This window comes from Pseudomonas sp. Colony2 (assembly GCF_019382755.1).
GTDB lineage: Bacteria > Pseudomonadota > Gammaproteobacteria > Pseudomonadales > Pseudomonadaceae > Aquipseudomonas.
On sequence record NZ_CP080030.1, the window covers coordinates 199,250 to 213,837 of the forward strand.

At 61.3% G+C, this 14,588-nt stretch carries 12 protein-coding genes and 1 tRNA gene; 9 read left to right on the forward strand and 4 right to left on the reverse strand.

Annotated features, from left to right (window positions below; genetic code table 11):
* Positions 1-2: 2 nt before the first annotated feature.
* Positions 3-79: transfer RNA gene (locus tag JV201_RS00845), tRNA-Arg, on the reverse strand.
* Between the two features lie 395 nt (positions 80-474).
* Between JV201_RS00845 and gabD the strand changes: the two genes are divergently transcribed.
* The 3 genes from gabD (at position 475) to JV201_RS00860 (ending at position 4,722) form a co-directional block, all read left to right on the forward strand.
* Positions 475-1,917, forward strand: coding sequence for an NADP-dependent succinate-semialdehyde dehydrogenase (gabD, locus tag JV201_RS00850; RefSeq protein ID WP_003218155.1), 1,443 nt, complete (start codon positions 475-477; stop codon positions 1,915-1,917).
* A gap of 181 nt (positions 1,918-2,098) precedes the next feature.
* Complete coding sequence (gene gabT / locus JV201_RS00855; protein ID WP_087693631.1) at positions 2,099-3,376, forward strand: 4-aminobutyrate--2-oxoglutarate transaminase; 1,278 nt, start codon at positions 2,099-2,101, stop codon at positions 3,374-3,376.
* Positions 3,377-3,513: 137 nt separating this feature from the next.
* Positions 3,514-4,722: an HDOD domain-containing protein gene (locus JV201_RS00860; protein ID WP_177040710.1), complete on the forward strand. Its 1,209-nt coding sequence runs from the start codon at positions 3,514-3,516 to the stop codon at positions 4,720-4,722.
* A 120-nt stretch (positions 4,723-4,842) separates the two neighbouring features.
* Here JV201_RS00860 and JV201_RS00865 read toward each other — a convergent pair whose 3' ends face one another.
* Together JV201_RS00865 and desA are read right to left on the reverse strand one after the other, a co-directional pair.
* A complete protein-coding gene (locus JV201_RS00865; protein ID WP_177027834.1) occupies positions 4,843-5,841 on the reverse strand; it encodes a sensor domain-containing diguanylate cyclase in 999 nt (332 codons plus the stop codon).
* A gap of 390 nt (positions 5,842-6,231) precedes the next feature.
* A complete protein-coding gene (gene desA, locus JV201_RS00870; RefSeq protein ID WP_087693634.1) occupies positions 6,232-7,416 on the reverse strand; it encodes a delta-9 fatty acid desaturase DesA in 1,185 nt (394 codons plus the stop codon).
* A 166-nt stretch (positions 7,417-7,582) separates the two neighbouring features.
* On the opposite strand from desA, the gene dibA reads away from it, so the two are divergent.
* From dibA to JV201_RS00900, 6 genes are all read left to right on the forward strand, one after another.
* The gene (dibA, locus tag JV201_RS00875; RefSeq protein WP_219406383.1) at positions 7,583-9,493 is read left to right on the forward strand and encodes a phosphodiesterase DibA; all 1,911 of its coding nucleotides are present in this window, start codon (positions 7,583-7,585) and stop codon (positions 9,491-9,493) included.
* A 322-nt stretch (positions 9,494-9,815) separates the two neighbouring features.
* Positions 9,816-9,998 (forward strand): sulfur starvation response protein OscA, encoded by a 183-nt coding sequence (gene oscA, locus JV201_RS00880; RefSeq protein WP_003170956.1) that lies wholly within the window; start codon positions 9,816-9,818, stop codon positions 9,996-9,998.
* Between the two features lie 76 nt (positions 9,999-10,074).
* Positions 10,075-11,085, forward strand: coding sequence for a sulfate ABC transporter substrate-binding protein (locus JV201_RS00885; protein WP_219406384.1), 1,011 nt, complete (start codon positions 10,075-10,077; stop codon positions 11,083-11,085).
* A gap of 163 nt (positions 11,086-11,248) precedes the next feature.
* Positions 11,249-12,067 (forward strand): sulfate ABC transporter permease subunit CysT, encoded by an 819-nt coding sequence (gene cysT, locus JV201_RS00890; RefSeq protein WP_003218141.1) that lies wholly within the window; start codon positions 11,249-11,251, stop codon positions 12,065-12,067.
* A gap of 13 nt (positions 12,068-12,080) precedes the next feature.
* Entirely contained in the window at positions 12,081-12,953 is an 873-nt protein-coding gene (gene cysW / locus JV201_RS00895) for a sulfate ABC transporter permease subunit CysW (RefSeq protein ID WP_003218139.1), read from the forward strand.
* Between the two features lie 3 nt (positions 12,954-12,956).
* A complete protein-coding gene (locus JV201_RS00900) occupies positions 12,957-13,937 on the forward strand; it encodes a sulfate/molybdate ABC transporter ATP-binding protein (protein WP_003218138.1) in 981 nt (326 codons plus the stop codon).
* A 126-nt stretch (positions 13,938-14,063) separates the two neighbouring features.
* Here JV201_RS00900 and JV201_RS00905 read toward each other — a convergent pair whose 3' ends face one another.
* Positions 14,064-14,588: a DUF962 domain-containing protein gene (locus JV201_RS00905; protein ID WP_003218136.1), complete on the reverse strand. Its 525-nt coding sequence runs from the start codon at positions 14,586-14,588 to the stop codon at positions 14,064-14,066.

Consider the following 14,588-nt stretch of genomic DNA (forward strand, 5'->3'; position numbering starts at 1 on the left):
TTTGGTGCACCCGGCGGGATTCGAACCCACGACCCCTGCCTTCGGAGGGCAGTACTCTATCCAGCTGAGCTACGGATGCTTGTGCGGGCGACATCATACCCATGTCGACCTTGGGCGTCCATGCCGCTTTTCGGCCTGCTGCCAGTAGGATTAGGCGCTGCCGAAGCCCTGTACCGGGCATCTCGACGAATTGCGGTTGAACTCGCCCGAAACACGCTGATCAGAAAAATCGAGCAAATGCGCCGTTTTCGTTCTTTTTTTCGAACAGACTATTGCCCTGCACCCCCATTGATCCTAGGATTCGTTTGAGATTTCAAACGCTCCTGCCTGGGTGCTGAACCGCACATTTGTCCTTTCGTGCGCTATTTACGTGCTTGCGCCCAGTGAATGATTTCCCTGACGGCAGCCCTCAAGGCGCCTTTCAACAACTCTAATTCGCTCCGCGCGTGCGCGGTGCTGTTAAGGAAAGCCGACATGCAGCTCAAAGACACCCAGTTGTTCCGCCAGCAAGCCTTTATTGATGGCGCTTGGGTCGATGCGGACAACGGTCAAACGATCAAGGTCAACAACCCCGCTACCGGCGAAATCCTCGGTACCGTGCCAAAAATGGGCGCCGCCGAAACCCGTCGCGCCATTGAAGCAGCTGACAAGGCCCTGCCGGCCTGGCGTGCACTTACCGCCAAGGACCGCGCCAACAAGCTGCGCCGCTGGTTCGAGCTGATCATCGAGAACCAGGATGACCTGGCTCGCCTGATGACCCTGGAACAAGGCAAGCCGCTGGCCGAAGCCAAGGGCGAAATCGTCTACGCCGCTTCGTTCATCGAGTGGTTCGCCGAAGAAGCCAAGCGCGTCTACGGTGATGTGATTCCCGGCCACCAGCCGGACAAGCGCCTGATCGTGATCAAGCAACCAATCGGCGTTACCGCTGCCATCACGCCGTGGAACTTCCCGGCCGCGATGATCACCCGTAAAGCCGGCCCGGCCCTGGCTGCCGGTTGCACCATGGTGCTCAAGCCTGCGTCGCAAACCCCGTTCTCCGCGTTCGCCCTGGCTGAACTGGCCCAGCGTGCCGGGATTCCGAAAGGCGTGTTCAGCGTGGTCTCCGGCAGCGCCGGCGATATCGGCAGCGAGCTGACCAGCAACCCGATCGTGCGTAAGTTGTCCTTCACCGGCTCCACCGAAATCGGTCGCCAGCTGATGGCCGAATGCGCCAAGGACATCAAGAAGGTTTCCCTGGAACTGGGCGGCAACGCGCCGTTCATCGTGTTCGACGATGCAGACCTGGATAAGGCCGTCGAAGGCGCGATCATTTCCAAGTACCGCAACAACGGCCAGACCTGCGTCTGCGCCAACCGCCTGTACATCCAGGATTCGGTGTACGACGCGTTCGCCGAGAAACTGAAAGTGGCAGTGGCCAAGCTGAAGATCGGCAACGGTCTGGAAGAAGGTACCACCACCGGCCCGCTGATCGACGAGAAGGCCGTGGCCAAGGTGCAGGAGCACATCGCTGACGCCCTGAGCAAAGGCGCGACCCTGTTGGCTGGCGGCAAGGTGATGGAAGGCAACTTCTTCGAGCCGACCATCCTGGTCAACGTGCCGAAAGATGCTGCCGTGGCCAAGGAAGAAACCTTCGGCCCACTGGCGCCGCTGTTCCGCTTCAAAGACGAAGCCGAAGTGATCGCGATGTCCAACGACACCGAGTTCGGCCTGGCTTCCTACTTCTATGCCCGCGACCTGGGCCGTGTGTTCCGTGTGGCTGAAGCCCTGGAATACGGCATGGTCGGCGTCAACACCGGGTTGATCTCCAACGAAGTGGCGCCGTTCGGCGGCATCAAGGCTTCGGGCCTGGGCCGTGAAGGCTCCAAGTACGGGATCGAGGACTACCTGGAAATCAAATACCTCTGCCTGGGCATCTAAGCCCGGCAAGGCGTTGCTGCAAACGCAAAGGGCACGAGAGCGCTGTCCCTTTGCGTGTTTCACCCGTTATTCGTAGTGGCCGGGAAAGCTGTGGCAGTCGATCATCGCATGCTGCCGTAGTTGCCTCCCCGCCACGTATTCCTTGGACCACGCCACCCGATGAGTGGCGAATGAGGACTTTATGAGCAAGACCAACGCATCCCTGATGAAACGCCGCGAAGCCGCTGTACCACGCGGTGTTGGCCAGATTCACCCGATCTTCGCCGAGTCGGCGAAGAACGCCACCGTGACCGACGTTGAAGGTCGCGAGTTCATCGACTTCGCCGGCGGTATCGCCGTGCTGAACACCGGCCACGTGCACCCAAAAATCATCGCCGCCGTGACCGAACAGCTGAACAAGCTGACTCACACCTGCTTCCAGGTACTGGCCTACGAGCCGTACGTTGAGCTGTGCGAAAAAGTTAACGCCAAGGTGCCGGGTGATTTCGCCAAGAAAACCCTGCTGGTCACCACCGGTTCCGAAGCGGTAGAAAACGCCGTGAAGATTGCCCGTGCCGCCACTGGCCGTGCCGGCGTGATCGCGTTCACCGGCGCCTACCACGGTCGCACCATGATGACCCTGGGCCTCACCGGCAAAGTCGTGCCGTACTCGGCCGGCATGGGCCTGATGCCAGGCGGCGTGTTCCGCGCGCTGTTCCCGAACGAGCTGCACGGTGTGAGCGATGACGACTCTATCGCCAGCATCGAACGCATCTTCAAGAACGATGCCGAGCCGCGTGATATCGCTGCCATCATCATCGAGCCGGTGCAGGGCGAAGGCGGTTTCTACGTCGCGCCTAAATCCTTCATGAAGCGCCTGCGCGAACTGTGCGACAAGCACGGCATCCTGCTGATCGCCGACGAAGTGCAAACCGGTGCCGGCCGTACCGGTACTTTCTTCGCCATGGAACAGATGGGCGTTGCCGCCGACCTGACCACCTTCGCCAAATCCATCGCAGGCGGCTTCCCGCTGGCCGGTGTGTGCGGCAAGGCTGAATACATGGACGCCATCGCTCCGGGCGGCCTGGGCGGCACCTACGCCGGCAGCCCGATCGCTTGCGCTGCGGCCCTGGCCGTGATGGAAGTGTTCGAAGAAGAGCACCTGCTGGACCGCTGCAAGGCTGTCGGCGAGCGCCTGGTGACCGGTCTGAAAGCTATCCAGGCCAAGTACCCGGTGATCGGCGAAGTGCGTGCCCTGGGCGCGATGATTGCGGTCGAGCTGTTCGAAAATGGCGACAGCCACAAGCCGAACGCCGCTGCTGTCGCTTCCGTGGTTGCCAAGGCGCGTGACAAGGGCTTGATCCTGCTGTCCTGCGGCACCTACGGCAACGTATTGCGCGTGCTGGTTCCGCTGACTTCGCCGGACGAGCAGTTGGACAAAGGCCTGGCGATCATCGAAGAGTGCTTCTCCGAGCTGTGATCAAAAGTTGACCTGATCGACAAAAAACCCGCTTAGGCGGGTTTTTTTGTGCCCGATGAACGGTATTCAGCCGTTGTTCATTGTACGCAGGCGGCTCCTTTGTCTAAGGTGCTGGTATTGCCGATGGAGCGTGCTGGATGACTGCTGTTGATTTACCGGCTGTACCCCGTGTGTTGATTGCCGAGACCGACCCTTGGTCCCGAGATCTGCTCAAGCAGGTGTTGCTGAATGTGCGCTGTGACGCACGGCTGGATGTGTGTGCCGATGGCCAGCGGGCCACCGAGTTGCTGCGTGACAAACCCTATGACCTGATCATTGCCGATTGGGAGCTGCCCGGCGTCGATGGCCTGAGCCTGCTGCGCAGCGTGCGCCTGCAACGGCGTACGCCGCTGTTGCCGTTTATCCTGCTGAGTACCCGCAACGACAGCGCCAGTGTGCGCGAAGCCTTGCCCCTGGCACCGACCGCGTACCTGACCAAACCCCTGAACATGGAAAGCCTGACCCAGCGCCTGCAGGACTTGCTGCTGAACGAAGGTGAGACGGTGTATTGCGAAGTCCCGGCCCTGGCGCCGGGCATGACCTTGCCGGTGTTTCTGGAGCGCCGCCGGGAAGCCTCCGACGGCGCGCCGCTGCGGGTCGACGTGCAGGCTGCGGTGCAACATAGCCTGGAGCCGGAGGGCCTGGATCTCAAGCGCCTGGAAGAGCAGGTGCGCATGGACCCGCAGATTACTGCCGTGTTGATCGCCGCCGCCAACAGCGCCGGCCATCACGGTTCGCCGGTGCAGACCCTGGGCATGGCCCTGCACAAGCTGGCGGCGGGGCAGAGCATGAACCTGATCCTGGGGCTCGCCCTCAAGCACAACGTGGTACTGAGCGACCCGAGCCTTGTGGATTACGCCGAGCGTCATTGGCAGCTGTCCCAGCGCACCGCTGACTACGCCCGCAGCCTGGCGCGCATGCTCGACCTGGATCACGAGCGCTGCTACAGCGCCGGGATCCTCCATCGCCTTGGCGACCTGGCCTTGCTGCGGTGCCTGCAAGACTGGCTGCTGGGCGGTGGCGAACTGGATGACGAAGCGATTGGCGAGTCCCTCTACACCTTCGGTGCGGCCTATGGTTCGGCACTGCGCACACGCTGGCGCCTGCCGCTGGAGTTGCGCCAGTTGATCGCGGCGATTTATTCGCTGGAGGGCGGGGTGTATTCCCGCGAAGCGCTGGTGATGAACCTGGCGGCGCAACTGGCGCGGCTGACCGAGCATGAAGGCGTCGAGGCATTGGCGAAAGGCAAGACGGCACGCTTGCTCAAGGTGGGTTTGCCGGAATTGACGCGTATGCGCAAAACCTAGCAGGCGATGCGTGCCAGTGTGGGAGCTGGCTTGCCTGCGATAGCATCATCCCGGTACAACCAACACGCCGAGGTGCCTGCATCGCGGGCAAGCCCGGCTCCCACAGGTCATCGTGTGGCGTCAGCCGGGGAGCACGCGGTTTTTGCCCTGGCGCTTGGCCTCGTACATGGCCGCGTCAGCGCGGGCAAACAGGCTGTCCACATTGGCGTCCTCGGCGGTCAGGCTGGCCAGGCCCTGGCTGACGGTGATCGCGAAGCTCTCACCGTCGTGGCTGAAACTCAGCTGCGCAATCTCGTGCCCCAGGCGTTCGGCCACCTGCATTGCCATCTCCGGGGCACAACCGGGCAGTATGGCGGCGAACTCTTCGCCGCCAATGCGCCCGAACAGGTCGCCACGGCGCAGAACTCCCCGACCGCTCTCGGCGATACGCTGCAACACCTGATCGCCTTCCAGGTGGCCGTAGGTGTCGTTCACCACCTTGAAGTCATCGATGTCCAGCAACAGGAACGCCAGGGGCGTGCCTTGCAGGCAGGCGCGTTCAAACTCGTGGTGGGCGCACTCGAAGAAATGCCGGCGGTTGCTGCTGCGGGTCAGTACATCGGTGGTGGCCAGACGGTGCAGCTCGAGCTCCAGCTGCTTCTTTTCGGTGATGTCTTCGGCTATGCCTACCACGATCACCGGCTGGCCGGGCTCGGCCTGCTGGTTGATGTAACACTTGTCGCTGAGCCAGCGGATCTGCCCGTCGGCGGTGATGATGCGGTACTCGCGGTCTTCCACGGCGCCGCTGTGCAGCACCTGGGCCAGGCTGTGCTCGGCGTAGTCGAGGTCTTCGGGGTGGATGCTGTTGCGCCATTCCCGATAGTCGGTCAGCAACATGCCCGCCGTACGTCCGAAAACCCGCTCATAGGCCGGGCTGACGTACAGCACGCGGCGAGTGTCCCACTCGATTGCCCAGAGCACGGCATTCACACTGACCAACAGCGAACTCAGCAGTTGCTCGCGTTCACTCAGCCGTTCCACTTCGCCCTGAGCATGCATCAGGGCCAGCAACGTAGCGGCGGCTGCCGGTCGTGGCTGTTCGAGGACGGGGGTGTCGGTGAAGGTCTGTTCGGGGACCATCGGCACAACTCTCTCTGGGCATGCCGCGGGGTTGGGCAGCGGTCACAACAAGGGCCGCCGGGATGGCGAAGTGTTGTTTGAGAGGGGGAATTTGCTGCGAAGTTCCGTTATCAGCGCCGATTAGAGGCGACCAAGAAATGGCGCCAGAAACATGTAGGAGCGAGTTTGTTGGGGGGAGGGGCTTGCTGTGGGGAAGGAGTTGCGGTGGGGAGGGGGCTGCTGTGGGGAAGGAGCTGCTATGGGGAGGGAGCTTGTTGTGGCGAGGGAGCTTGCTCCCGCTGGGCTGCGTAGCGGCCCCAAAATCTTGGGAGCGCTGCGCACTCCAGCGGGAGCAAGCTCCCTCGCCACAGAAGCTCCCYTGCCACAAAAAATCGGCTCGCTACAGCCGTATCAGGCCGCGGCAGGCCGCAGCGAATAGGTCTTCAGCTGATGGGCAAAGTCCCGCAGGGATTGAATCCCGCTCGCCTCGGCCTCGTGCACCCATTCCTTGATCGCCGCCAGCATGTCGTGGCCGTTGGTGCTGGTTTTCAGCCAGATCTGTTGCAGCGCCAGGCGCTTCTCGTAGATCACTTTCAGGGCCTGGCTGTGTTCCAGCATGCTCTGGATGCGCACGTGGTGGCGGTCATCCAGCAGGCTGGTCTCCCGCGACAACAGGCGCTTGGCGCGATGGAATTGATGGCGCACCGAGTGATCGACCTTTTCCAGTTCCTGCTTGACCAGCGGGCCAATCACCAACTTGCGGTACTGGGCCATGATCTGGAAGCGGTTGTTGAGGATCGCCATCGCGGTGTCCATGTCCAGGCTGCCCTTGCCTTCGACCCGGTGGGCGATCGGCGCGACCCGTTGCACCTTGGCCAGGCGCAGGAAGCTGAACACTTTGATCCAGGCCCAGCCCAGGTCGAACTCCCACTTCTTCACCGACAGCTTGGCGGAGTTGGGGTAGGTGTGGTGGTTGTTATGCAGCTCTTCGCCACCCACGATGATGCCCCAGGGAATCAGGTTGGTCGCCGCGTCGCGGCATTCGAAGTTGCGGTAGCCGATGGCATGACCCAGGCCGTTGATTACGCCGGCAGCCCAGAACGGGATCCACATCATCTGGATGGCCCAGATGGTGATGCCGATGGTGCCGAACAGCAGCAGGTCGATCACGCCCATGATCGCCACGCCCAGCAGCGGGTACGGGGTGTAGAGCTTGCGCTCGATCCAGTCTTCCGGGCAGTTCTTGCCGTAGATGCGCAGGGTCTCGGGGTTCTCGGCTTCGGCGCGATACAGCTCGGCGCCTTTGCGCAGCACGGTGGACAGGCCCTTGATCACCGGGCTGTGGGGATCGTCGACGGTTTCGCACTTGGCGTGGTGTTTGCGGTGGATAGCGGTCCACTCGCGGGTGTTCTGCGCCGTGGTGAGCCACAGCCAGAAGCGGAAGAAGTGTTTCAGGCCAGCATTGAGCTCCAGGGAGCGGTGGGCTGAATAGCGGTGCAGATAGACCGTGACCCCGACAATGGTCACGTGGGTCATCAACAGAGTGACTGCCACCAGTTGCCAGGCCGACAAGTCAAGAAAACCGTTGTACCACATAGGCTGTATGGCCCTCAGATAAAGAAAAAACCAGCTTGCGCATTATCACTAAGCCTACAGATAAAACCAGCCGCCCTTTCAGATAGGAGTGACTGGATGTTTCTTATTCTATAATCCGTAACCTTTGTAGGGCGAATCTGGTTTTTTAGTAAGGATTACTGAACATATGCTGTTTTCATACCGAGGTGCCCTGCGTGCCGGGCTGATGTACCTGCTGGTTTCGATTGTGTGGATTCAGCTCAGCCATCAGGTATTGATCAACTTTATCGATGAACCCGTGGAGCTGGGCCGCTGGCTTCAGATACGCGGTTACCTGTGGGTCAGCCTCAGTGCCCTGGCGATCTACCTGCTCTGCGCACACTTTGCCCGGGCGAACCTGATCCAGCAGCCACTGAAGGAAAACCGCGAGCGCCTGCGCCAGGCCGCCGCCGTGTTCGATTGCACCCGCGAAGGGGTGCTGGTCACCGATGCTCTGGGGCTGATTGTTCACGTCAACCGGGCCTTTATCGAAATCACCGGCTACCAGTGCGAAGACGTGCTGGGGCACCAGCCGAGCCTGTTCAAGTCCGGGCGCCACTCGGCCAGTTTCTACCAGGCGATGTTCGAGACGCTGGAACGTGACGGTGAATGGAGCGGTGAAATCTGGAACCGCCGTAAAAGCGGCGAAATCTATCCACAGTGGCAGACCATCCGGGTGATCCGTGATGAGCAGGGCCATATCAGCCACTACGTCGCGGTGTTCTCCGATATCAGCGCCATCAAGCACTCCGAGAGCGAGTTGGCGCACCTGGCCCATCACGACCCGCTGACCGACCTGCCCAACCGCCTGCTGTTCACCGATCGTGCCGAACAGGCCCTGGCCTCCGCGCAGATCCATAAACGTGGCTGTGCCTTGCTGCTGCTCGACCTCGACCATTTCAAGATCATCAACGACAGCCTCGGCCATAACGTCGGCGACCAGTTGCTCAAGGCCGTCGGCGAGCGCCTGCAAGGCCTGTTCGGCCCCGGCGTGACCCTGGCGCGCCTGGGCGGTGACGAGTTCGCGGTGCTGGCGGAAAGTTGTCCACAGGTGGGCCAGGCCGCCGCCCTGGCGCAACGTATTCTCGACGCGATGAAAGAACCGGTCATCTTCGACGGCCATCAACTGTTTATCAGCGTGAGCATCGGGATCAGCCTGTTCCCCAGCGACGCGCTGAGCGCCGAGCAACTGCTGCGCAACGCCGACTCCGCGTTGTTCAAGGCCAAGAGCGCCGGCCGCGAAGGCTATGCCTTGTACACCGAAGAGCTTACCGCCCACGCCCAGCACCGCGTGGAAATGGCCGGTGAACTGCGCCGCGCGCTGGATCAGCAGGAGCTGCGGGTTTACTACCAGCCAGTGCACGACCTGCAAGACAGCCGAATGATCGGCGTCGAAGCCCTGGTGCGCTGGCAGCACCCGGAGCGCGGGCTGGTGCCGCCGGGGGAATTCATCCCGATTGCCGAGCGCACCGGGCTGATTGCCGACATCGACGCCTGGGTCATGGACCAGGCCTGTCGCCAGATGTGCCGGTGGCTGGCAGACGGTGCACCGTTGACGTTTCTCGCGGTGAATGTGTCCAGCCGCCTGTTTGCCCGGCGTGAGCTGTATGAGCAAGTAGCCAAGGTGCTGCACGACACGGGGCTGGATCCGGCGCTTTTAGAGCTGGAAGTCACCGAAAGCGCGGTGATGGAAGACCCGGAAGTCGCCCTTGAGCAAATGCATCGCCTGCGTGAGCTCGGCTTGCGCCTGGCTATCGACGACTTTGGCACCGGTTATTCATCGCTGCTGCGGCTCAAGCGCTTGCCGGTGCAGAAGCTCAAGATCGACCAGGGTTTTGTCGCCGGGTTGCCATGGGATGAGGACGATGCGGCGATCGTGCGGGTAGTGATCGCGTTGGCGCAGAGCATGGGCATGCAGGTGCATGCCGAAGGTATCGAGCAGGTTGAGCAGGCGCGGTTTCTATTGGAACAGCGCTGTGACCTTGGCCAGGGGTACTGGTTTGGTCGGCCGATGCCGGCCAGTGAGCTGGATTGGGCGAGGGCGCCGACAATTCGTTAACCACCGCCTGTCCTGATTTCAAACAGGGCCAAAATATGGGAGCGGGCTTGCTCGCGAAGGCGGTGGGTCAGTCAGCAAATCTGTCACTGACCCACCGCCTTCGCGAGCAAGCCCGCTCCCACATTTGGATCTCCACACGGCTTTATTTCACGGGTCGTCCCGCCAAACCACTCGCAACCCCACGTCCCATCAGAAAATTCTTTCTGGTTATATAAACATTCTTAAATAGTATTTTTAAGAATATCCGCGCTTATCTACTATCGCCCTCACGCCGCAAGCAGTGCCGCCACTGCGAGGCACTTCTCATTTCAGGAGCACGACCATGAGCGCATCTCTACGTAGCGTTGACGGCCAGGACGAAGCAGCCATTTTGCGCGAGATCCAGAGCGCCCTGCGCGATCTGCGGTTTGGCGCGGTGGAAATCACTGTGCACAACGCCCAGGTAGTACAAATCGAACGCAAAGAGAAATTCCGTTTGCAGAACCCGGGCAACAAACCGAGCTGAGCAACACCGGCGATTCGATTGCAAGACCCGCAACTATAAGAAAAAAGCCAACACCCAAGAATTTCAGGAGCCTTCTATGTCGTCGATTCGCCGTTATGCCCTGGCAGCACTGGCCAGTGCCGTGTTAGCCGGTTCCGCTGTTGCCAAGGATTACGAACTGCTCAACGTGTCTTACGACCCCACCCGCGAGCTCTACCAGGACTACAACGCTGAATTCACCAGCTTCTGGAAGCAGTCGCACCCGGGTGACAACGTCAAGATCCAGCAATCCCACGGTGGTTCGGGCAAGCAGGGCCGCGCGGTAATCGACGGCCTGCGCGCCGACGTCGTGACCCTGGCCCTGGCCGGCGACATCGACGAAATCGCAAAACTGGGCAAGACCCTGCCGGAAAACTGGCAAACCCGCCTGCCGGACGCCAGCACCCCGTACACCTCGACCATCGTGTTCCTGGTACGCAAGGGCAACCCTAAAGGCATCAAGGATTGGGGCGACCTGATCAAGAAAGACGTGTCGGTGATCACCCCGAACCCGAAAACCTCCGGCGGCGCCCGCTGGAACTTCCTAGCCGCCTGGGCCTACGGCCTGAAAGCCGGTGGCAGCGAAGCCAAGGCCCAGGAATACGTGAAAGAGCTGTTCAAGCACGTGCCGATCCTCGACACCGGCGCGCGCGGTTCGACCATCACCTTCGTCAACAACGGTCAGGGTGACGTGTTGCTGGCCTGGGAAAACGAAGCCTTCCTGGCCCTGAAGGAAGACGGCGGCGCCGACAAGTTCGACATCGTTGTACCTTCGCTGTCGATCCTCGCCGAGCCGCCAGTGGCCGTGGTCGACAAGAACGCTGAGAAAAAGGGCAATACCGAGATCGCCACCGAGTACCTCAAGCACCTGTACAGCCCGGCTGGCCAGGAGATTGCGGCGAAGAACTTCTACCGCCCACGCGATGAGAAAGTCGCCGCCAAATACGCCCAGCAGTTCCCGAAACTGGACCTGGTGACTATCGACAAAGACTTCGGCGGCTGGAAAACTGCCCAACCGAAATTCTTCAATGACGGTGGCGTGTTCGACCAGATCTACTCGGCGCAGTAAGCAAAATCAAACTGTAGGAGCCAGCTTTCTGTGGGAGCCGGGCTTGCCCGCGATAGCATCACCTCGGTGTAACTGATACACCGAGGTGCCGGCATCGCAGGCAAGCCAGCTCCCACAGAAGCTCGCTCCTACAGTGGTATCTACCCGCTAACCAAGGACTCTTATGTCGCGTCGTATCTCCCCCGTCATACCCGGCTTCGGGCTGACGCTGGGCTACACCGTGGTGTACCTCAGCCTGATCGTACTCATCCCCCTTGCGGCGATGTTTGTACATGCCGCTCAACTCACCTGGGATCAGTTCTGGAACATCATCTCCGCACCGCGTGTGCTGGCGGCGTTGAAACTGAGCTTCGGCACTGCGTTGTATGCCGCGATCATCAACGGCGTGATCGGTACCCTGCTGGCATGGGTACTGGTGCGCTACACCTTCCCCGGGCGCAAGATCATCGATGCGATGATCGACTTGCCGTTCGCCCTGCCCACCGCCGTCGCCGGTATTGCACTCACCGCGCTGTACACGCCCACCGGGCTGGTAGGCCAGTTCGCCGCCGACCTGGGCTTCAAGATCGCCTACACCCCCCTGGGCATCACTCTCGCGCTGACCTTCGTCACGCTGCCATTCGTGGTGCGTACCGTGCAGCCGGTGTTGGCCGATATCCCCCGGGAAATCGAAGAAGCCGCCGCCTGTCTCGGCGCCAAGCCCCTGCAAGTGTTCCGCTACATCCTGGTACCGGCGCTGCTGCCTGCCTGGTTGACCGGCTTCGCCTTGGCGTTTGCACGAGGTGTCGGTGAGTACGGTTCGGTGATCTTCATCGCCGGCAACATGCCGATGAAAACCGAGATCCTGCCGCTGCTGATCATGGTCAAGCTCGACCAATACGACTACCACGGCGCCACGTCCATCGGTGTGCTGATGCTGGTGGTTTCCTTTGTCCTGCTGCTGCTGATCAACTTGCTGCAGCGGCGCATCGAACACCCATAAGGAGGCGCGGAACATGTCCCAATCGTCTATTTCCGCCGCGTCCTCGGCCAACGCTGCCCGTCGTGGCAGTGCGGTGTCCCGACGCATCCTGATCAGCCTTGGCTGGCTGGTGTTCTTCCTGTTTTTGTTGCTGCCGCTGTTTATCGTGGTGTCCCAGGGCCTGAAGAATGGCCTGGGTGCGTTCTTCACCGCGATCCTTGAGCCGGACGCGCTGTCGGCATTGAAACTCACGGTGATCGCCGTGGTGATTTCGGTACCGCTCAACGTGGTGTTCGGCGTCAGCGCCGCCTGGTGCGTGAGCAAGTACTCGTTCCGTGGCAAAAGTATCCTGGTGACCCTGATCGACCTGCCGTTCTCGGTATCGCCGGTGATCGCCGGCCTGGTCTATGTGTTGATGTTCGGCGCCCAGGGCTTCTTTGGCCCGTGGCTGCAAGACCATGACATCCAGATCGTGTTCGCCTTGCCGGGCATCGTGCTGGCGACCATCTTCGTCACCGTGCCATTCGTGGCCCGTGAGCTGATCCCGCTGATGCAGGAGCAGGGCACCCAGGAAGAAGAGGCCGCGCGCCTGCTGGGCGCCAATGGTTGGCAGATGTTCTGGCATGTCACCGTGCCGAACATCAAGTGGGGCCTGATCTACGGCGTGGTGCTGTGTACCGCGCGGGCCATGGGTGAGTTCGGTGCGGTGTCGGTGGTGTCCGGCCACATTCGCGGCGTGACCAACACCTTGCCGCTGCACGTCGAGATCCTCTACAACGAATACAACCACGTCGCCGCGTTTGCCGTCGCGAGCCTGTTGCTGATCCTGGCGCTCTTCATCCTGCTGCTCAAGCAGTGGAGCGAGAACCGTATCAACCGCCTGCGCAAAAGTGCTGGTGAGGAATAAGTCATGTCGATCGAAGTCCGTAATGTCAGCAAGAATTTCAACGCCTTCAAGGCCCTGAACAGCATCAATCTGGACATCCAGAGTGGCGAGCTGGTGGCGTTGCTGGGCCCGTCCGGCTGCGGCAAGACCACCCTGCTGCGGATCATCGCCGGTCTCGAAACCCCGGATGCCGGCAACATCGTGTTCCATGGTGAAGACGTCTCCGGCCACGACGTGCGTGATCGCAACGTCGGCTTTGTGTTCCAGCACTACGCGCTGTTCCGCCACATGACCGTGTTCGACAACGTCGCGTTCGGCCTGCGGATGAAACCGAAAAACCAGCGGCCCACCGAAAGCCAGATCGCAGTGAAAGTCCACGAGCTGCTGAACATGGTGCAGCTCGATTGGCTGTCGGATCGCTACCCGGAACAACTCTCCGGCGGCCAGCGCCAGCGTATCGCCCTGGCGCGCGCCCTGGCGGTAGAGCCGAAAGTGCTGCTGCTGGATGAACCTTTCGGCGCCCTCGATGCCAAGGTCCGTAAAGAACTGCGCCGCTGGCTGGCGCGCCTGCACGAAGACATCAACCTGACCTCGGTGTTCGTGACCCACGACCAGGAAGAAGCCATGGAAGTGGCGGACCGCATCGTGGTGATGAACAAGGGCGTGATCGAGCAGATTGGCTCACCGGGCGAAGTCTACGAAAACCCGGCCAGTGATTTTGTTTATCACTTCCTCGGCGACTCCAACCGCCTGCATTTGGGTGAAGACAAGCACGTGCTGTTCCGCCCGCATGAAGTGTCGCTGTCGCGCCATGAACTGGAAGACCACCACGCGGCTGAAGTGCGTGATATTCGCCCGCTTGGCGCGACCACCCGGGTGACCCTGAAGGTCGAAGGCCAGAGCGAACTGATCGAAGCCGAAGTGGTAAAAGACCACGACAGCCTGACCGGCCTGGCGCGGGGCGAGACGTTGTTCTTCAAGCCCAAGGTCTGGCAAAAAGCCTAAAAGCGCCGCAAAACCCATGTGGGAGCGGGCTTGCTCGCGAATGCGGTGGTTCAGTCGGTACATCCGGTGACTGACACTCCGCTTTCGCGAGCAAGCCCGCTCCCACATTTGGATCTCCAGTGTTGCTCAGGCCGTGGCGTTCTTGTGCCGCACGGCCACGGGCCCTGAGCGCTCTTCAATCTGCCGCTTCAGGTCATGCCGCAGCCCCACCAGGAACGCCAACTCCGCCACCACGAACAACGGCCCCACGATCAACCCGGACACGTCATCGACAAACGCCGGCTTGCGCCCCTCGTAGTAATGCCCCACAAACTGGATCACCCAGCCCACCACGAACATGCCGATGCCACTGCTCAGCCACACCAGCGTGCTTTGCGCCGCCAGCACATGCCCGGCCCACACCGACAGGCCCATCAGCACCGTCATCAGCACGCCGAGCGCCAGTTCCAGGCGCAGGTAGAACCATGCCGAAAGCAGCGCCACTACCACCGCGGGCGACAGCCACAGCCCGGCCACCGTCCATTCGGGGCGTGACAGCAGCACGGCCACGGCCACCACAATCAGCGGGATGCCGATAAAGTGGCTGGCGATATTGCGCGGGTCGCGGTGGTAGGCGGCGTATTGACTGAGATGGTCGACGAGGCTTTTCAT